General features: G+C 62.2%; 15 protein-coding genes and 1 riboswitch. Of the genes, 3 read left to right on the forward strand and 12 right to left on the reverse strand.

Annotated features, from left to right (window positions below; translation table 11 throughout):
- Window positions 1–2 precede the first annotated feature (2 nt).
- The 8 genes from ACEVBK_RS19195 to polA all read right to left on the reverse strand — a co-directional run bounded on the left by ACEVBK_RS19195 (window position 3) and on the right by polA (window position 11,480).
- Window positions 3–476, reverse strand: a complete 474-nt coding sequence (locus ACEVBK_RS19195; RefSeq protein WP_375056476.1) for a Na+/H+ antiporter subunit E — start codon at window positions 474–476, stop codon at window positions 3–5.
- On the reverse strand, window positions 473–1,975 hold the full coding sequence (locus tag ACEVBK_RS19200; protein ID WP_375056477.1) for a Na+/H+ antiporter subunit D: 1,503 nt from the start codon (window positions 1,973–1,975) through the stop codon (window positions 473–475). Before ACEVBK_RS19200 ends, ACEVBK_RS19195 begins: the two co-directional genes overlap by 4 nt.
- Entirely contained in the window at window positions 1,972–2,319 is a 348-nt protein-coding gene (locus tag ACEVBK_RS19205) for a Na+/H+ antiporter subunit C (RefSeq protein ID WP_202081679.1), read from the reverse strand. Before ACEVBK_RS19205 ends, ACEVBK_RS19200 begins: the two co-directional genes overlap by 4 nt.
- Entirely contained in the window at window positions 2,319–2,762 is a 444-nt protein-coding gene (locus tag ACEVBK_RS19210; protein WP_375056478.1) for a Na+/H+ antiporter subunit B, read from the reverse strand. Before ACEVBK_RS19210 ends, ACEVBK_RS19205 begins: the two co-directional genes overlap by 1 nt.
- Complete coding sequence (locus ACEVBK_RS19215; RefSeq protein ID WP_375056479.1) at window positions 2,759–5,056, reverse strand: putative monovalent cation/H+ antiporter subunit A; 2,298 nt, start codon at window positions 5,054–5,056, stop codon at window positions 2,759–2,761. The genes ACEVBK_RS19210 and ACEVBK_RS19215 overlap by 4 nt, the downstream gene beginning before the upstream one ends.
- Before the next feature lie 406 nt (window positions 5,057–5,462).
- On the reverse strand, window positions 5,463–7,025 hold the full coding sequence (locus ACEVBK_RS19220; RefSeq protein ID WP_375056480.1) for a multicopper oxidase family protein: 1,563 nt from the start codon (window positions 7,023–7,025) through the stop codon (window positions 5,463–5,465).
- 394 nt (window positions 7,026–7,419) lie between these two features.
- Entirely contained in the window at window positions 7,420–8,250 is an 831-nt protein-coding gene (thiD, locus tag ACEVBK_RS19225) for a bifunctional hydroxymethylpyrimidine kinase/phosphomethylpyrimidine kinase (protein WP_375056481.1), read from the reverse strand.
- Between the two features lie 39 nt (window positions 8,251–8,289).
- Window positions 8,290–8,387: riboswitch (TPP riboswitch) on the reverse strand.
- 351 nt (window positions 8,388–8,738) lie between these two features.
- The gene (gene polA / locus ACEVBK_RS19230; RefSeq protein ID WP_375056482.1) at window positions 8,739–11,480 is read right to left on the reverse strand and encodes a DNA polymerase I; all 2,742 of its coding nucleotides are present in this window, start codon (window positions 11,478–11,480) and stop codon (window positions 8,739–8,741) included.
- Between the two features lie 309 nt (window positions 11,481–11,789).
- Between polA and elbB the strand changes: the two genes are divergently transcribed.
- Window positions 11,790–12,437, forward strand: coding sequence for an isoprenoid biosynthesis glyoxalase ElbB (gene elbB, locus ACEVBK_RS19235; RefSeq protein ID WP_375056483.1), 648 nt, complete (start codon window positions 11,790–11,792; stop codon window positions 12,435–12,437).
- A 243-nt stretch (window positions 12,438–12,680) separates the two neighbouring features.
- Window positions 12,681–13,256 carry a hypothetical protein gene (locus ACEVBK_RS19240; protein WP_375056484.1) on the forward strand — a complete coding sequence of 192 codons (576 nt, stop codon included), beginning with the start codon at window positions 12,681–12,683 and terminating at the stop codon, window positions 13,254–13,256.
- Here ACEVBK_RS19240 and ACEVBK_RS19245 read toward each other — a convergent pair.
- The 3 genes from ACEVBK_RS19245 to ACEVBK_RS19255 form a co-directional block, all read right to left on the reverse strand.
- Window positions 13,253–13,912 carry a 7-cyano-7-deazaguanine/7-aminomethyl-7-deazaguanine transporter gene (locus tag ACEVBK_RS19245; protein ID WP_375056485.1) on the reverse strand — a complete coding sequence of 220 codons (660 nt, stop codon included), beginning with the start codon at window positions 13,910–13,912 and terminating at the stop codon, window positions 13,253–13,255. The genes ACEVBK_RS19240 and ACEVBK_RS19245 overlap by 4 nt on opposite strands.
- Before the next feature lie 222 nt (window positions 13,913–14,134).
- Window positions 14,135–14,395, reverse strand: coding sequence for a DUF3630 family protein (locus ACEVBK_RS19250; protein ID WP_375056486.1), 261 nt, complete (start codon window positions 14,393–14,395; stop codon window positions 14,135–14,137).
- A 2-nt stretch (window positions 14,396–14,397) separates the two neighbouring features.
- The gene (locus ACEVBK_RS19255) at window positions 14,398–15,831 is read right to left on the reverse strand and encodes a YdiU family protein (protein WP_375056487.1); all 1,434 of its coding nucleotides are present in this window, start codon (window positions 15,829–15,831) and stop codon (window positions 14,398–14,400) included.
- 120 nt (window positions 15,832–15,951) lie between these two features.
- Between ACEVBK_RS19255 and ACEVBK_RS19260 the strand changes: the two genes are divergently transcribed.
- The gene (locus ACEVBK_RS19260) at window positions 15,952–16,251 is read left to right on the forward strand and encodes a c-type cytochrome (RefSeq protein WP_375058610.1); all 300 of its coding nucleotides are present in this window, start codon (window positions 15,952–15,954) and stop codon (window positions 16,249–16,251) included.
- 28 nt (window positions 16,252–16,279) lie between these two features.
- Here the strand turns inward: ACEVBK_RS19260 and recQ are convergent, their stop codons facing one another.
- A complete protein-coding gene (gene recQ / locus ACEVBK_RS19265; protein WP_375056488.1) occupies window positions 16,280–18,106 on the reverse strand; it encodes a DNA helicase RecQ in 1,827 nt (608 codons plus the stop codon).
- Between the last annotated feature and the right edge of the window lie 208 nt (window positions 18,107–18,314).

Below are 18,314 nucleotides of genomic sequence, written 5' to 3' on the forward strand. Positions count from 1 at the left end.
GCTTATCCCAGCAAGTCGATCACGCGGGCCTCCAGGGCCTTGAGTTCCGCCAACTGGCGGGCCTCGTCCTCCAGGTACATCATGTGCACATAAAGCACCCGCCGGTCGCTGGACACGTCCAGCGCCAATGAGCCCGGAGTGGCGGTGATCAGGTTGGCAAACATGGTGATGGCGCCGTCGTCCTTCACATCCAGGGGAATGGCGATCACCCCCGGCCGCATCAGGTGGGTGGGGGTGAGCACGTCGTAGGCCACCCGGGCATTAGCCTTGATCAGATCCCAGATGAAAAACAGGATAAAGCCGACTATCTTGGGCAGCTTGCCGAAGTAGCGGGCAAACATGGGTTTGTCCCGCGCCACATAGGCCAGCACCAGGTAGCTTAGCAGCATGCCTATCACCAGGTTGCTGATGGTATAGGTGCCGGAGAGGATGACCCAGGCCAGGGCCAGCAGCATATTCCAACCAAAGGCTCTCATTGGCTTACCCCCAATACCGCTTCAATATACAGCTCCGGCGACAGCAGCTGTGCCGCCGTGTCCATCGCCAGTTGCACGAACCACTCGGCCCCGAAACCGATGGCCAGGGTGATCAGCGCCAGGCCCACCACCGGCAGATACAACAAGTATCGGTGAGGATCGCCGCCGCCGCGCAGGGGCTTGCCATCCTCCGGCAATGGCTTCCAGAACGCCTCGGCCCAGATCTTGATCATCGAGTACAGGGTCAGCAAGCCCACCACCAGGGCGATGGCGACCATAAACCAGGACTCGGCCAGCACGCCCGCCTTGATCACCGTATATTTGGCGAAGAAGCCGGACAGGGGCGGCAGCCCCGCCAGGGACATGGCCGGGATCAGGAACAGCAGCGCCAGCCAGGGCGCCGAGCGGTAGAGTCCGCCCAGCCTGGCCAGATCGTAGCTGCCATGGTAGCGGTACATGACGCCGCTGATCAGGAACAGGTTGGTCTTCACTATGATGTGGTGGAAGATGTAGAAGACCCCGCCGGCGATGGCCAGGGGGGTGAACAGCGCCAGCCCCACCAGCATGTAGCCTATCTGGCTGACGATGTGGAAGGAAAGGATGCGGCGCACCTCGAACTGGGCCGCCGCCCCCAGAACCCCGGTGAGCATGGTGAAGATGCCCATCCACATCAGTACCGTATGGTGGGTGAAACCCAGGTCCTGCACGAAGATCAGGCTGAATACCCGGTACAGGGCATAGACCCCCACCTTGGTGAGCAGGCCGGCGAACACCGCCGAAATCGCCACCGGCGGCGTATGGTAGGATGCCGGCAGCCAGAAGAACAGCGGAAAGGCCGCCGCCTTGATGCCGAAGGCCACCAGGAACAGCATGGCGATCACCGTGACCAGGCCGGGCTGGCTGCCGTTGGCCAGGCGCACCGCCAGATCCGCCATGTTGAGGGTGCCGGCGTAGCCGTACAACAGGCCCACGGCGGTGAGGAACAGCGCCGAGGAGATCAGGTTGAGGGTCACGTACTTGAGCGCCCCTTCCATCTGGGAACGTTCGCCCCCCAGGATCAACAGGCCGAAGGAAGCCACCAGCATGATCTCGAACCAGACGTAGAGGTTGAAGATGTCGCCGGTGAGGAAGGCGCCCACCACCCCGGACAGCATCAGGTGCAGCAGCGGATAGTAGCCGAAGGCCTCGTGGTTGCGGCTCATGGTGGCGAGCGAATAGACCGCCACCGCAAAGCCGATGACGCCGGCCACCAGCACCATGATGGCGCTGAGCAAGTCCGCCACCAGGGTGATGCCGTAGGGGGCCGGCCAGGCGCCCATGGTGCTGACCAGTATGCCCCGCTCCTGAACCTGCACCAGAAGATAGAGGCCGGCCACCAGCAGGCCGGCGCCGGAGAAGACCGAAATCCAGCGCTGAACCAGCCGCCAGCGCCAGCAAATCAGGGTCAGGGCCCCGGCCAGCATGGGGATAAGAATGGGAATGATGACTTCTGCTTTCACGAATCTGTGCTCTTCATCTCGTTCATGTCATCGGCGCCTATGACTTCATAGGCCCGGTGGATCAACACCACGGCAAAGGCCAGCACCCCGAAGCTGATGACGATGGCCGTCAGGATCAGCGCCTGGGGCAGCGGGTCGGCGATGGCCCCTACCGGATGATAGAGGCCTTCCGGGATCAGGGGCGGCGCGCCCCGCACCAGGCCGCCACCGGTGAAAATCAGCAGGTTGGCGGCGTTGGAGAGGATCATCAGGCCGATCACCAGCTTGACGATACTGCGCCGCAGCATCATAAACAGGGCGGTGGCGTAGAGGCCACCGATCACAAAGGCAAACAGGTTTTCCATTATTCCTCCACTTTGGCCAGCGACAGCAATATGGTCGACACCACTCCTATCACCACCAGGTAGACGCCCACATCGAACAGCAGCGGCGTGCTCAGCTTGAGCTCGCCGATACCCGGCACATACAGGGTCCACCACTGGCTGGTGAGAAAGGGTTGGCCGTGCAGCACCATGCCGATGATGCCGCTCGACAAGGCCAGCAGCAGGCCCAGCCCCATCAGCAGCTGGGTTTCCACCTTCAGCAGCCGCTTGGTGCTGCTGGCATCGAAGGCGAACAGATACAGGGCGAAGGCGCTGGACGCCACCAGGCCGGCGATAAAGCCGCCGCCCGGCTCGTTATGGCCGCGCAACAGCAGGAACACCGAAAACAGCAGCAGCAGCGGCACCAGCAGCCGGGTGGCGGTCTGCAGTATCAGCGAAGCGTCCGATCTCAGTTCGGTTTTCATCTCTGGTCCTCCCAGCGGAAGCGGATCATGGCGTTCACCCCTATGGCCGCCAGCGCCAGCACGAAGATCTCGCCCAGGGTATCCAGGGCCCGGAAGTCCACCAGGATCACGTTGACGATATTGCGGCCGTGGGCCTCGGGGTAACTGGCGGCAATCAGGTAGTCGCTGATTCCTCCCCCCAGGGACGACTGGTTGACGGTGAGCACCATCATGGCCACCAGAATGCCGAAGGCCCCCGCCACCGTGGCGTCGCGCAGGCGCACCCGCACGCTGGAAAGGCCCTGGAAACCGGGCAGGCGGAACAGCACCAGTACCAGCAGGATCACGGTGAGGGTTTCAATCAACACCTGAGTAATGGCCAGATCCGGGGCACTGAAGAACACGTAAATCATGGCCATGGAGAAGCCCAGCACCCCCACCGCCGCCACCGCGCCCAGCCGCAGCCGGGTGGCGCTGGCATATACCACGGCCACCAGCATCAATATGCTGATGATGACTTCGTAGAAGCGCACCCCTTCGAAGGACAGGGAATAAACGAAGGCATCCCGGCTCCAGAAGGCATAGGTCAGCAGCGCTATGGTGGTGATCAGTATGGTCAGGATGTAGTTGGTCATGTAGCCGTTCTGCAGCACCCGGGTCTGCCACCGGGCCAGCCGCACCAGGCCGTCCATCATCTTGTCGTAACCCCGCTCCGGGCCATAACCGGCCAGCACCGAAGCGGCTCCCAGCCGCCGGTGCAAGGGTTCCCAGTAGCGGAACAGGGTAGCACCGAGCACCAGGGCAACCATGCTCAGCAGCAACGGCAGGTTGATACCGTGCCACAGAGCCAGCTCCAGCCCGGGCACGGGCGCGCCGGTCACGGCGGCCACCGCCGCCTGCAGCAGCGGTTCGGCCAGGCCGGGCAGCAACCCCAGCAGCAGGCCGAGAGAGGCCAGCACGCTGAAGCCCAGCCGCATCGCCAGGGGAGCCTCATGGGGCTTTTTCGGCGTCGGTTTGAGGGCGCCGAAGAAGGGCTTCACCGCCACCAGGCCGGCGGCCGCCACGATGCAGACGGCGGTGATCAACGCCAGGCTGGCCAACAGGCCGGACAGGGCATGGGCGCCCAGGGCCGCCTCGAACATCAGCTCCTTGGCGATAAAACCGAACAGGGGAGGAATGCCCGCCAAGGCCAGGGCCGCCACCCAGATAAAGAGTGCCGTTTGCGGCATCAGGCCGCGCAGGCCGCCCAGCTCGCGCACGTCCTTGGTGCCGGTTTCATGGTCGATGGTACCGGCCGCCATAAACAGGGCCCCCTTGTAGAGCGCATGGGCCAGCAGGAACACCATGGCCGCCTTGAGCGCATAGGGGGTACCGATGCCGATCAGCATGGTCAGGGTGCCCAGGGCCATAACGGTGGAATAGGCCAGGATACGTTTGAGATCGGTGCTGCATACCGCCATCACCGCCCCCACCGTCATGGTGACGGCACCGAACAGCGACAGGGCCAGCATCCAGGCCTCGCTGCCGGCCATGGCCGGTTGCAGCCGGGCCATCAGGTAGACCCCGGCCTTGACCATGGTGGCCGAATGCAGGTAGGCACTGACCGGGGTCGGTGCCGCCATGGCGTTGGGCAGCCAGAAATGGAAGGGGGTCTGGGCCGATTTGGTGAAGGTGCCCGCCAGGATCAGGATCATCATGAGCAGGAACAGGGGATGCTGCTGCAGCACTTCGCCCTGGGTCAGCAGTTCGTTAAGCTCGAAGCTGCCGCCCAGGTAGCCCAGCATGATCAGACCGGTCATCAGTGCCAGGCCGCCCCCCACGGTAATGAAGAGGCCCTGCAACGCCGCCTTGCGCGCCTTTTCCTGCTCGTGGTTGAAACCGATCAGCAGATAGGAGGTAATGCTGGTCAGTTCCCAGAACACGAACAGGGAAATCAGGTTGTTGGACAGCACCAGGCCGAGCATGGAGGCCATAAAGGCCAGCAGGTACATCAACAGCTTGTGGATGTCCTTGTGGCCTTCGAGGTAGCTGCCGGCATAGATAAGGATGAAGGTGCCGATGCCGGTGATCAGCAGGGCGAACATCAGGCTCAGGCCATCCACCAGGAAGTTGAGGCTGATGCTGAGGCTGGGGATCCAGGGGTAGGAAATCAGCACCGCTTCGCCGCCGGTGACCTCGGGCCAGAATCCCAGGAAATATCCGAATAGCGTGGCCGGCAACAGGGCCAGGACCCAGCCGATGCGACGACCGGCCAGGGGCGTCAGGCTGGGGACCAGGGCGGCCAGAATAAAACCCGCTATAACAGCAACAAGCATAGGCAAAAAGCCTCCTTTCAATGCCCATTCAAGGCGACAGGATCAGCTAAAAGAGGGGAAAAACAGCACAACGCGCAGACTATAGTAAGGAAGTATTTTAATTAACTTTCAATCAGTTAATTGATTTTTTTTGCATTATTATGGCGACCGATACTACAAGCCGCCCCGGCAAAAGGCAAGTAAAGACGGGGCCGCTCGCGGCCCCCGGACTGCTGACGAACCGCCGGAATACCCTGTTGTCACTCCCGCGAAGGCGGGAGTCCAGTGCAATATTTCATGGACCTCCGCCTGCGCGGAGGTGACAAGCCTTAAGCAGCGGTGCCAACAGAAAAATGCCCCCTGGACCAGGGGAACGGCTCTGCCGATGTTCCGGAGCCACCAGACTTTTCAAGGAGTCCGCAAGACATCAGACGATGCGGATGGTGGCCATCATGCCCAGCTCTTCGTGCTCGATGATATGGCAGTGAAACAGCCAGTCGCCGGGCTGGTCGAAGCGCAGGCGCAGCTTGAGCTTCTGGTAGGGCCTGAGGTTCACCGTGTCCAGCCAGCGCGGCTGCGCCAGTGGCCGCCAGTCGCCACCCCGCTCCTGCTCGGCCACCACCTGGAAGTGGGTGCCATGCACATGGAAGGGATGATCCATATGGGAGTCGTTTTCCAGCAGCCACTCCTCTACCTGGCCGACCTTGCCTGTGAACATGATATGCGCCATGTCGAAGGCGCGGCCGTTGATCAGAAAGGCCAGCCCCTGGTCCAGTGCCTGCTGCGCCGAGGCCGGCATGGCGGCCATGGCGTGGTCCTGATGGGCGCCGTGGCCAGCCGGCTCCCTCTGTTGCTCCTCGCCGTGCCCCTGATGGCCGCCGTGAGCGTGATGGCCGGCGTCGCCCCGATGCGGATGTCCCTCCGGCATCAGTTCGCTCAGCACCAGTTCCCGGCTGACCGCCGCTGCGGGCAGCCAGTCGATCCGCGCCAGATCGTCCGGCAGCTCCGGCACCGTCGCCGCCGGCTCCCGGTTGGCCACCAACCGCAGCAAGGGCTGGGGCCGGCGATAGTGTTCCGGCTCCGGGCCCATCCAGCCCCGGTCATAGGGCTGGCTGAACAGCAATCGCTCTTCCCCGCCCTTCGAGGGCCAGGCCAGCAGCAGGTCGGCCCGTTGCCCCGGCACCAGCAGCAGTTCATCCCGCAGTTCGGGCGCCGCCAGCAAACCACCGTCGGTGCCCAGCAACCAGAAGGTGCCGCCTTCCAGGCGCAAATGCAGGTAACGGCCGGCACAAGCGTTAACCAGGCCGAACCGCTCCTCGCTGCCCGGCGCCCGCACCAGGGCAGGCTGCCGGCCGCCATTCACCAGCAGGAGCCCCCCTTCCCGGCCGTTCATCCAGTCCGCCATGGTATGGGGTGCAACCCTGCCATCCTGATCCAGGCGCAGGTCGTTCACCATCAGCAGTTGCCGGGGATAGGCCGGCAGCGGCGATGCCTTGGGCCGAACTAGGATCAGGCCGGCGGCACCGTGGGCAATCTGCTCGGCGGTATGGCCGTGAGGATGGGGATGGAACCAGTGCAAACCGGCGTTGCCTTCGGGCACGGTAAAGCGGTACCAGCGGCTCTCACCGGGGGCGATGGTGTCGTGGGGCCCGCCGTCTTCGGTGGCCGGCACCCGAAGACCGTGCCAGTGCACCGTGGTGGGCTGGGATAACCGGTTGGTCACCCGCACTTCCACCCGGTCGCCTTCGGTGACTTCCAGAACCGGCCCGAGTCGGCCGTTATAGAGCCACAGTTCGGTTGCCGTGCCATTCAGCTCGACCCGGGACGGCGCCAGGGTCAGTTGAAAGCGCCCTTCACCGTCGGGTTGCAGCCGGGGCAGTTCGGCCAGGGTGGAAAGAAAGGATTCATCGGCCCGCAGCAGGGCCGGCAGGGGCAGGGCCGCCAGGGCGGCACCGGTCAGGGAGAGCTGTAAAAAATCACGTCTTTTCATCTTGTTGTCCTCAAATCACAAAGTCAGAAACAGGGATTTGGGTTAAAGACGAGGCGGTCGTTCCAGGGGCTCCGGTGCCAGCCTGATATCGGCGAGGACTGGGGTGGCAATGGACTCGACCGCAGAGTGCGGAAAAGATACCGTACTGACGGGCAAGCCCAGACAAAGCTGGCAATCATGGTGATGCTGGTGATGTTCCTGCGTCGCCTGCTCAGTCACACCCTGGTCACAGTCCGCGACGCTTTCCACCGCAGGCGGGGGCGAATGCGGCATGGCCAGGGAGGGAGCCGGCCACAGCAGGCACAGCTGCAATATCAACAGCATGCAATACCCTGCTCTGGCTGAGCACACCCGCGCCATCACCGGTCGCTTGACCCAGGCAGTCGGTACCGGATCATGGCGTTACCCCGGACCGCGGAGAGACACGAAAAAAATGTTCCACCGGCCCACGGCCATGGCCCACCCGGAGTGCGGCCCCGGCGGCGATGGCCCCGTCGATATAATGCTTGGCAGAGGCCACCGCCAGCTCCAGGGCCAGCCCCTGGGCCAGGTAGCAGGCCAGGGCCGCCGACAGGGTACAGCCGGTGCCATGGGTATTGATGGTCATCACCCGGGGGGCGTCGAAACAGCGTACCTCCCCTCCGCTCAGCAGCCAATCGGGGCTGCGCGATTCCCGCTGCAGAAAGCCGCCCTTGAGCAGCACGGTGGCGCAATCCAGTTCGGCCAGGCCGGCAAACAGGGACTCTACCTCGGCCAGCCGGGTCGGTAAGGCGCAATGCGTGAGGAGGGCCGCTTCTGGCAGGTTGGGGGTGATCACATCCGCCAGGGGCAGCAGCTCGTCGCGCAGGACCGCCACCGCCTCCTCGGCCAGCAAGGGATCGCCGTTGGCACTCACCATCACCGGATCCACCACCAGATGGGCAGGACCATGGCGGCGCATAGCCTCGGCCACGGTGCGGATGGTGGCGCCGTCACCAAGCATGCCCACCTTTACCGCCGCCACCGGCAGATCACCGAAGATTGCCTCCAGTTGGGCGCGGATCATCTTCTGGGACACCGGCTCAACGGCGGTTACCCCGTTGGTATTCTGGGCGGTAAGGGCGGTGACCACCGAACAGGCATAACCGCCGGTAGCGGAAATGGCCTTGATATCGGCCTGAATACCGGCGCCGCCGCTGCTGTCGGAGCCGGCGATGGTGAGAATAACGGGCTTGGTGCTGTGCATGTCCTTATGGTCCTCCCGGGCGCAGAAGCCGGCGGCGGCAGAAATTCGCTCTCGGTGTCCTGCGCCAGCATCAACTGGCTCAGGTGCAGCGGGTCCGGCGGTGTCATCTCGGCCCTGCGGCTCCCCGACTGATACAGACCGATAATAACGACGGCCGCCAGCAAATGCCAGCCACAATCAGGAGCCTCAATCACGCCATCGAATAACGTAATTAAGCAACAAAAAACGTTTGCTTGTATACAATCACAGGGGGCATTCCCATCCCATAAAAGGGGGAATGGAAGGAAGGGGGCCAAACGGCAGACAAAAAAATGCCCCCGGGAAATCCCAGGGGCGGCCTAGCCAGCCATATTCAATTACGTGAAATAAAAGGTCTGTAAGACATAACGCCTTACCTCTGTACCCTACGTCACAAACTGTACAACAGCTGACCAGATAAAAAAAGTAATTTCGTAATATATTTACAATTTTGTTGGCCAGCTATCATTTTAGTGTGCCTGATCCCAGTTCTCGCCCACCCCGGCTTCCACCAGCAGCGGTACGTCCAGGATCGCCGCCTGCTCCATCAGGGTCCGGATCTGCTCCTTGTAGGGCTCGACCTTGTCCTCACGGATCTCGAACACCAGTTCGTCGTGCACCTGCATCAGCATACGCACCTCGTCTACCGGCAGCCCGGCGATCCAGGCATCCACCCTGATCATGGCCTGCTTGATGATGTCGGCGGCGGTGCCCTGCATGGGGGCATTGATGGCGGCCCGCTCGGCCCCCTTGCGCCGGGCACCGTTCTTGGCGTTGATCTCGGGCAGGTACAGCCGGCGGCCGAACAGGGTGGACACGTAACCTCGTTCGGCGGCCTGCTCACGGGTCTCCTCCATATAGCGCAGCACACCCGGGTAACGTTCGAAGTAGATATCCATGTAGGCCTGGGATTCGGCCCGGGGAATGCCCAGCTGACGCGACAGGCCGAAGGCGCTCATGCCGTAGATCAGGCCGAAGTTGATGGCCTTGGCCCGACGCCGCTGCTCGCCGGTCACCTGCTCCACCGCCACCCCGAACACCTCGGCGGCGGTGGCCTTGTGGATGTCCAGTCCCTGGGCGAAGGCGTCCAGCAGACCCTGGTCCCGGGACAGGTGCGCCATGATGCGCAGCTCGATCTGGGAGTAGTCCGCCGCCACCAGCCGGTAGCCAGGTTCGGCCACGAAGGCCTGGCGGATGCGCCGCCCTTCGGGGGTGCGGATGGGAATGTTCTGCAGGTTGGGATCGGACGACGACAGCCGGCCGGTGGCGGCGTTGGCCTGGTGGTAGGAAGTGTGGATGCGGCCGCTGTGTTCGTTGACCATCAGCGGCAGCTTGTCGGTATAGGTGGACTTGAGCTTGCTTAAGCCCCGGTATTCCATCAGCAGCTTGGGCAGGGGGTAATCGAGCGCCAGCTCCTGCAACACCTCCTCTGCGGTGGACGGCGCCCCCTTGGGAGTCTTCTTCAGTACCGGCAGTTCCAACTTGTTGAACAGGATTTCGCCCAGTTGCTTGGTGGAACTCAGGTTGAAGGGCTCGCCGGCCAGCTCGAAAGCTTCCTGCTCCAGTTCCTTGAGCCGCTTGGCAATCTCATCGCTCTGGATGGCCAGCAGCTTGCTGTCGATGCGCACGCCGGCGTATTCCATCCGCGCCAGTATCGGCACCAGCGGCATCTCGATCTCGTCGAATACCCGCTGCAGCTCCGGCTCGGCCGCCAGCCGGGGAGCCAGGTGGTGATGCAGCCGCAGGGTGATGTCGGCGTCTTCCGCCGCGTAGGGCCCCGCCTGCTCCAGCGGGATTTGGTTGAAGGTGAGCTGTTTGGCGCCCTTGCCGGCGATGGACTCGAAGGCAATGGTGTCGTGGTTGAGGAAAAAGGACGCCATGCTGTCCATGTCGTGCCGGGTCTGCACCGAGTTGAGCACATAGGACTCGAGCATGGTGTCCAGCCCCAGACCCTGCATCTCGATACCGTGGTTCTTCAATACATTGGCGTCGTACTTGAGGTTCTGGCCCAGCTTGATGCTCTGTTTATCTTCCAGCAGCGGTTTGAGCGCCCCCAGTACCGCTTCTTCGCTCAGTTGGGCCGGCGCGTCCAGGTAATCGTGGCCGAAGGGCACATAGGCGGCCTGGCCCGGCTCCACCGCAAAGGAAACGCCCACCACCCGGGCATCCCGGTAGTTGAGGCTGGTGGTCTCGGTGTCGAAGGCGAAATAGGGCGCCGCCTTCAACCGTTCTACCCAGGCCTCCAGTTCAGCCTGCTCCAGCACCAGCCGGTAGTCGGTTTCCGGGGCCGGTGTCGCCGGTTCGGCGGAAGCCGGGTTCCCCTCGCCCCGCTCCAGCTCTTCCAACAGGCTCTTGAATTCGTATTCCCGGTAAAGGGTTGCCAGGGCTGCCTGATCCGGCTCGCCCGGTTGCAGCTCGGCAGGGCCGAATTCCAGCACCACGTCGGTCTTGATGGTCGCCAGCTCCCGGGACAGCCGCACCATCTCCTGGTGCTCGAGGAACTTGGCGGCGAACGTCTTGGAGCCACGAAAACTCAAGGCCGCGATTCTGTCCGGGCTGGCGGCGATATCCTCGATGGAGCCCAGCCCCTGCAGCAGCGCCAGGGCCGTCTTCTCGCCCACTCCGGGCATGCCGGGAATGTTGTCCACCTTGTCGCCCACCAGGGCCAGCAGATCCACGATCAGCTCCGGCGGCACCCCGAATTTCTCGATCACTCCCTCCCGGTCCATAAAACTGTTCTTCATGGTGTCCATCAGCAGCACATGATCCGACACCAGCTGGGCCATGTCCTTGTCACCGGTGCTGATCACCACGTCCAGCTGCTGTTCGGTGGCCTGGCGCGCCAGGGTGCCGATAACGTCATCCGCTTCCACCCCATCCTCGATCAACAGCGGCAGACCGAGAGCGCGGATAATGGCATGGATGGGCTCCACCTGGCTGCGCAGATCCTCGGGCATGGGTGGCCGGTGCGCCTTGTACTCCGCGTACATGTCGTTGCGGAAGGTCTTGCCCTTGGCATCGAACACCACCGCCACCCGGGACTCGGGAAACTGTTTGTGCAGGCTGCGCAGCATGTTGGTCACTACCCGGATGGCGCCGGTGGGTCGGCCGTCACTGGTGCGCAAGTCAGCCTGCTGGGAGGCGAAATAGGCGCGATACAGATAGGAGGATCCATCGACCAGGATCAGGGGTTTGGCAGGAATGGCAACCATGGTGTCTTTCTCGTTGGTACGTTGGCCGCTAGCATGCCACAGCAGGGCTGCCGACACCACGGCGGAGCCCGGCGGTGCTGTGGATAACTCTGTGAAGAGGGGATCGAAGCAGGATCTTGTAAAAATAAAATAATACAAGATTATCAGTAGTTTATAATTTAAATATTGATCTTGATAAGTGATCTTGGGATGTGGAAAATCGGCAGCAAAGAAGATCTGCACAAATGTTGAACGGAATTAATGCTAGCATAGTTCTGGCAGATCACCTGGCGCTGGATCACAAATTTTAAAGCCGAAAAGGAGAGCCATATGAAAAAAGTTGCCGTTATCTTGAGCGGCTGCGGCGTCTATGACGGAGCAGAAATCCACGAAGCCGTGCTGGGCCTGCTGCATCTGTCCCGACTCGGTGCCCGCTACCAGTGCTTTGCGCCCGACAAGCCCCAGCACCATGTGGTCAACCACCTCACCGGCGAGGAGCAGGTCGGCAGCCGCAACGTGCTGGAGGAGGCCGCCCGCATCGCCCGGGGCCAGATCAAGCCCATTTCGGAACTGCGTGCCGACGACTTCGACGCCTTGCTGCTGCCCGGCGGCTTCGGCGCTGCCAAAAACCTGTGCGACTTCGCCTTCAAGGGTGCCGAGGCGACGGTCGACGCCGGGGTGCTGGCCGCCTGCAAGGCCTTTGCCGCCGCCCGCAAGCCCGCCGGCTATTGCTGCATCGCTCCGGTGCTGATCCCCCACGCCTATCCGGCCGGGGTCAAGGGCACCATAGGCACGGAGCCGGGCGTGGCCGCAGCCTTCACCGCCATGGGCGGAGAACATATCGGCTGTACCGTAACCGATGTGGTGGAAGACGAACACTACAAGGTGATCTCCACCCCCGCCTACATGCTGGCCGAGAACATCGCCGAGGCGGATACCGGCATCGGCAAGCTGGTGAAACGGCTGCTGGAAATGTAAAAAAAGGGCCGGCATAAAGCCGGCCTGAAAACTCTGGAAGCAATGTGAGCAATGTCGTGCCTTCGCAAGCTGTCTTCACCTACACCTAGAAAGAAGTGGAAGTCATTTCCCGAAAGCAAAGTAACGATAATCGTTATCATTTATAATTGCAAACATATTCCTCGCTTTTTTCTGTTTTTCTTTTGGAAGCCCGCCGCCGTCCTTGGCTACACTGGAAATTCATCACTTCAAGGAGCCGATGGCATGAACATGAAATGGGTTTTGGCGGGGCTCTTGTTCCCACTGACGCTGCAGGCCGACGACACGGAAATTCAGCAAGCCATAGAGGAAGGACAACAGGCCTACCAGGCCGGTGAACTGTCACGGGCGGCGGCACAATTCGATTATGCGGCCACCCTGATCCGCCAACAGCAGGCCGGGGAACTCGGGACCCTGTTCCCGGAGCCCCTGCCCGGCTGGCAAGCTGACAGCGTCGACACCCAGGCCGGTTCCGCCGCCTTTTTCGGTGGCGGCGTCAATGCCTCCCGCCACTACAACAAGAGCGGCGCCAGCCTGGACATCACCATCACCAAGGATTCGCCCCTGCTACAAACCATAGCCGTGCTTTTTACCAACCCCAGCATGGCGGCCATGGGCGGCTACAAGGTAAAACGCATCCGGGCTCATACCGCCATGGTCAAGGAGGAAGGCGACAACCGGGAACTGCAGATGCTGATTGCCAATACCACCCTGCTGCAACTCAGCGGCAGGGGAATGTCCGAAGCCGAGTTCAACGCCTACGCCGAAGCCGTCGATATCGAGGCGTTGACCGGATTCTAGCCGTTGGCCTGAACCTGCGCTTGCGACTCGCCCAGGAACTTGCTGCTCAGGTATTTGAGTAACAGTCCGTAGGCCGGTACGAACAGGGCCAGGCTGAAGACCAGCTTGAACACGTAGTCCACCAGGGCGATTTCCACCCAGTGCTCGGCCATAAAGGGATCCGGCGAACGGTAGAAGGCCAGGCTGAAGAAGGCCAGGGTATCCACCAGGTTGCCGAAAATGGTGGAGCAGGTAGGCGCCACCCACCAGGCCCTGACCCGGCGCAGCCGATTGAATACCGATACATCCATGATCTGGCCCAGTACATAGGCCATAAAGCTGGCCAGGGCGATACGGGCCACGAACAGGTTGAACTCGGACAAGGCCACCAGCCCCTGGTAGCGGGCTTCGAAGAACAGCACCGACAGCACATAGGAGCTGACCAGCGCCGGCAACATCACATAAAAAATGATGCGCCGGGCCATGCCGGCACCGAAGATGCGTACCGTCAGATCGGTGGCCAGGTAGATAAAGGGAAAGCTGAGCGCACCCCAGGTGGTATGAAAACCGAACAGGGTAAAGGGCAACTGCACCAGATAGTTGCTGGCAGCAATGATGGCAATGTGGAACAACGACAGCCGGATCAGCGCCGTGCGGTATTGAGCGGAAGAAATCACGGTATGTTCACCTTTTTGACTAATGGGGTAAGGGAACCCATCCCGGCAAGGGGCTGGTCGGGCGCAGTATAAGGCCACGCCGGAAATTGACAACTGCCTTGTTTTTAAGCACCGGAATGCGGAGCGGCGCCATTTTAGCCGCTCTTCGGGATGTTGTCTTCATATAAAGACAAAAATCGGGGCTCACCAGTTTCGGCCAGCCGCCTTACCCGTCCACCTTCTTCACCTTGTCCGGTTCCACTGCTCCATCAGCCAGTCGGCCACGTCCTGGTCCCGCTCGCCCAGCGGTTGCAGCCAGGCGGCATCCGTATAGTGCTGGAAGCACAGCAACAGCCGGCTGCCTTCGAACGCCACCAGCCACTGGTGATAATCGGCGCCTTCTTCCCGCTCGACAAGCTCGAGCTCCAGTACCCGCACCAGGCCTTCGGCCCAGGCAGGAAAATTGTCCATGGTCAGGGTAATGTCGGTGGTCAGTGTCTTCATCGTCAGGAACTGCAGGAAATACAGAGTTGTCCGGCCCATTCGGGGGCCGGGGCGGCATAGTCATCGAATTCGGGTTGCTCGTCGAAGGGCCGGGACAATACCCGCAGCAGCAGCGCCGCCTCGCTCATGTCGCCCTGCTCGGCCCGCTCGATGGCTCGCTGGGCCAGGTGGTTGCGCAGCACATACTTGGGATTGACCGCATTCATCCGGGCCACTTTTTCCGCCGGATCCTGGCCTTCCTGCACCAGCCGGGCCCGGTAGCGGGAAAACCAGTCATCCCAGGCGCCGGCGTCACTCAGCAGGGCGAGCAACGGCTCGGGCAGCGGGCCCTCCGCCGCCAGCAGCGCCAGCCGGCGGAACCAGCAGCTGTAATCCACCTTCTGGGCCGCCATCAGGGTGAACATGTCGCGGAACAGCGCCGGATCGTCGTCCTGCCACCCCATAAGGCCCAATTTTTGTCGCATCGATTCAGAGAAGGAGGACAGCAAAGCGTACTCGTATTTATCCATCGCCTGCTGTAACCGCTCCACCGGGATCAGCCTGGACAGGGCCTGCGCCAGCCGCTGCAGGTTCCAGTAGCCCACCGTCGGCTGCTGATCGTAGGCATAACGCCCCACATGATCCGAGTGGTTGCAGACATGCCCGGGATCATAGCCGTCGAGAAAACCGTAAGGGCCGTAATCCAGGGTCAGGCCCAGCATCGACATATTGTCGGTATTCATCACCCCGTGGCAGAAGCCCACCGCCTGCCACCGGGCAATCAGGGTCGCGGTGCGCTCTACCACCCGTTCGAACAGGGCGGCGTACCCCGCTTCATCTTTACCGAGATCCGGCCACTGGGTGTCGATCAGATAGTCGAGCAGGGCGGGAATGCGCTCCGCCTCGCCGTGGTAATAGAAGTACTCGAAGTGGCCGAAGCGCAGGTGGCTCTGGGCCACGCGCAGCACGGCGGCGCCCGGTTCCACCTGTTCCCGGTAGACCGGTTCCTCGCTTCCCACCAGGCACAGGGCCCGCGTGGTGGGAATGCCCAGATGATGCATGGCCTCGGAGGCCAGATATTCGCGCAGGGAGGAGCGCAATACCGCCCGGCCGTCGCCGAAACGGGAATAGGGGGTCTTACCCGCCCCCTTGAGGTGCAGATCCCAGCGCTGGCCGTCGGGGGCCACCACCTCGCCCAGCAACAGGGCACGGCCGTCCCCCAGCCTTGGACTGTAACCGCCGAACTGGTGGCCGGCATAGACCTGGGCGAAGGGCTCCATCTCCGGCAGCAGCCGGGTGCCGCTGGTGATGTCCAGCCACTGCTGCTCGCTCAGCTGCATGCCCAGCGCCTCGGCCAGCGGCCGATTCAGCAACAGCAATAGAGGCGACTGCAGCGGCGTCGGCTCGGTCCGCGTGCCGGCCCAGTCAAAAGTTGCATATTGATTGCTTAATATCACATTTTCATCCTATGCCCATCGACCGCGTTTTATTTTTCACCATGGCTTACTTTATACTGCCTCGGCTCAGTAAAGGAGCCTCGGAAGCAATTAGTCTACCTACAATAACGGAGTTCAATGATGAATAAATTGATGACAGCCGCCGCCGTAATGGCGTTGCTCAGTGCTCCTGCCTTTGCCGCCGGTGATGCGGAAGCGGGCAAGGCCAAGTCCGCCGTCTGCGCCGCCTGTCACGGCGCCGAAGGGATTTCCGCCATCGACATGTATCCGAACCTGGCCGGCCAGAAAGCCACCTATGCCGCCAAGCAACTGAAAGCCTTCCGCGATGGCGAGCGTAACGACCCCGTGATGTCGCCCATGGCCAAGCCGCTGTCCGACCAGGATATCGAAGATCTGGCCGCCTACTACGCCGGCCTGTAATACCCGCTGGGTCCGCGCTACGCGGACCTTAGCCCTGTCGGCGCAACAGCGCCAGAAAGGCCGCCCCGAAACGCTCCAGCTTGCGCATGCCCACTCCGTTGATCCCCAGCAGTTCCGACTCCGTCTTGGGTCGGTAACGGGCCAGCTCGGTCAAGGTAGCATCGCTGAACACCACGTAGGGCGGCACATCCGCCTCTTCTGCCAGTTGCTTGCGCAACTGCCGCAGCTCCTTGAACAGCGCCCTGTCCTCGGCCCGGCTCAACACCGCCTCGCCTTTATCCTTTTGACGCACCCGCACCAGCCTGGGTTCCGCCAGCTGTAACCGGGCTTCCCCCCGCAGTACCGGTCGGGCCGCCTCGGTCAGTTGCAGCACCATGTTGCGGGTGATGTTCTGGGCCAGCAGCCCCGAGTGGATCAACTGGCGGATCACGCTGACCCAGTGCTCCTGGCTCTTGTCCTTGCCGATGCCGTAGGTGGACAGCCGGTCGTGGCCATGATCACGGATGCGCTGAGTGGCGGCACCACGTAACACCTCCATCACGTACATGACGCCGAAGCCCTGACCCACCCGATAGACGCAGGACAACGCCTTGCGGGCATCCTCGGTACCGTCGTAGCGCTTGGGCGGATCCAGGCAAATATCGCAGTTGCCGCAGGGTTCGCGCTGGTATTCGCCAAAGTAGTTGAGCAGCACCTGCCGCCGGCAGGTGAGTGACTCGGCGAAGGCAGCCATCACATTGAGCTTGTACAGCTCCACCTGCAGCTGCTGCTCGTTGTCGCTGTTTTCCAGCAACCGCCGCACCCGGCCCACATCACCCGGATCGTACAACAGCAAGGCTTCCGCCGGCAGGCCGTCGCGCCCGCCCCGGCCGGTTTCCTGGTAGTAAGACTCGATATTCTTGGGAATGTCGTAATGCACCACGTAGCGCACGTTGGGCTTGTCGATGCCCATGCCGAAGGCAACGGTGGCGACGACGATGTCCAGATCATCGCGGATAAAGCGCTCCTGCACCGACTGGCGCAGCTCCAGGGGCAGGCCGGCGTGATAGCTGCCGGCCTTGTGGCCCCGGGCCAGCAGCCGCTCGGCCACTTCCTCCACCCGCTTGCGGCTGGAGCAGTAGACGATGCCGCACTGCCCCGGCTGCTCGGCCACATAACGCAGCAGTTGCTCGATGCCCTTGAACTTCTCCACCAGGGTGTAGCGGATATTGGGCCGATCGAAGCTAGCGATATGGACCAGGGGATCGGTCAGGTTCAGCCGGCTCAGCATGTCCTGACGGGTGGCCTCGTCGGCGGTGGCGGTGAGCGCCATCACCGGAATATGGGGAAACCACTGCTTGAGCCGGCCCAATTCGGCGTATTCGGGGCGGAAATCGTGGCCCCACTGGGAGATACAGTGGGCCTCGTCGATGGCGAACAGGCCCAGCTCCAGTTCACCGAGCCGTTCCATAAACTCGTGCTGCAGCAGTCGCTCCGGCGACACATAGACCAGCTTGATCTCGCCCCGGCGCAGGGCGGCGAAGTGGCGCAGCATCTCTTCCCGGCTGAGGGCACTGTTGATATAGACCGCAGCCACGCCGTTGGCGACCAGGGTATCCACCTGATCCTTCATCAGCGAAATCAGCGGCGACACCACCACCGTCAGGCCCGGGCGCAGCAAGGCGGGGATCTGATAACAGATGGACTTGCCACCGCCGGTAGGCTTGATCACCAGGGCATCGCGCCCGGCTACAACCTCCTCGATGATCTCCTGCTGACCGTCACGAAAAGACTGGTAGCCGAACACCTGCTGCAATACCGCCAGCGGGGTGTCGGGAATGGCAATGGCATCGGAGGGATCGGGCACGGCAGTCATGGGCATCCGCTGGCTGAAAGGAAGCGGGCATTGTAAAGCAGGGGACGGCAACAATAAACCGTGCTGGACCATGGTCCCCCTCCTGCGACCTGCCGCCCACCCCAACCCCAGACCCCGGGCCGGTTGCCGGCAGAGATCGGCATCCGAGCCGACAATTTAGTTACATTCGCTACTGGTCAGCCAACCGCTATTGTGGCTAAACTGGGTT

The organism is Zobellella sp. DQSA1 (genome assembly GCF_041950555.1).
Taxonomy (GTDB): Bacteria; Pseudomonadota; Gammaproteobacteria; order Enterobacterales; family Aeromonadaceae; genus Oceanimonas.

Coding starts and splice junctions, on each gene's coding strand:
- ACEVBK_RS19195 (WP_375056476.1), bottom strand. CDS start 476: ATGAGAGCCTTTGGTTGGAATATGCTGCTGGCCCTGGCCTGGGTCATC.
- ACEVBK_RS19205 (WP_202081679.1), bottom strand. CDS start 2,319: ATGGAAAACCTGTTTGCCTTTGTGATCGGTGGCCTCTACGCCACCGCC.
- ACEVBK_RS19210 (WP_375056478.1), bottom strand. CDS start 2,762: ATGAAAACCGAACTGAGATCGGACGCTTCGCTGATACTGCAGACCGCC.
- ACEVBK_RS19215 (WP_375056479.1), bottom strand. CDS start 5,056: ATGCTTGTTGCTGTTATAGCGGGTTTTATTCTGGCCGCCCTGGTCCCC.
- ACEVBK_RS19220 (WP_375056480.1), bottom strand. CDS start 7,025: ATGAAAAGACGTGATTTTTTACAGCTCTCCCTGACCGGTGCCGCCCTG.
- thiD (WP_375056481.1), bottom strand. CDS start 8,250: ATGCACAGCACCAAGCCCGTTATTCTCACCATCGCCGGCTCCGACAGC.
- polA (WP_375056482.1), bottom strand. CDS start 11,480: ATGGTTGCCATTCCTGCCAAACCCCTGATCCTGGTCGATGGATCCTCC.
- elbB (WP_375056483.1), top strand. CDS start 11,790: ATGAAAAAAGTTGCCGTTATCTTGAGCGGCTGCGGCGTCTATGACGGA.
- ACEVBK_RS19240 (WP_375056484.1), top strand. CDS start 12,681: ATGAACATGAAATGGGTTTTGGCGGGGCTCTTGTTCCCACTGACGCTG.
- ACEVBK_RS19250 (WP_375056486.1), bottom strand. CDS start 14,395: ATGAAGACACTGACCACCGACATTACCCTGACCATGGACAATTTTCCT.
- ACEVBK_RS19260 (WP_375058610.1), top strand. CDS start 15,952: ATGAATAAATTGATGACAGCCGCCGCCGTAATGGCGTTGCTCAGTGCT.
- recQ (WP_375056488.1), bottom strand. CDS start 18,106: ATGACTGCCGTGCCCGATCCCTCCGATGCCATTGCCATTCCCGACACC.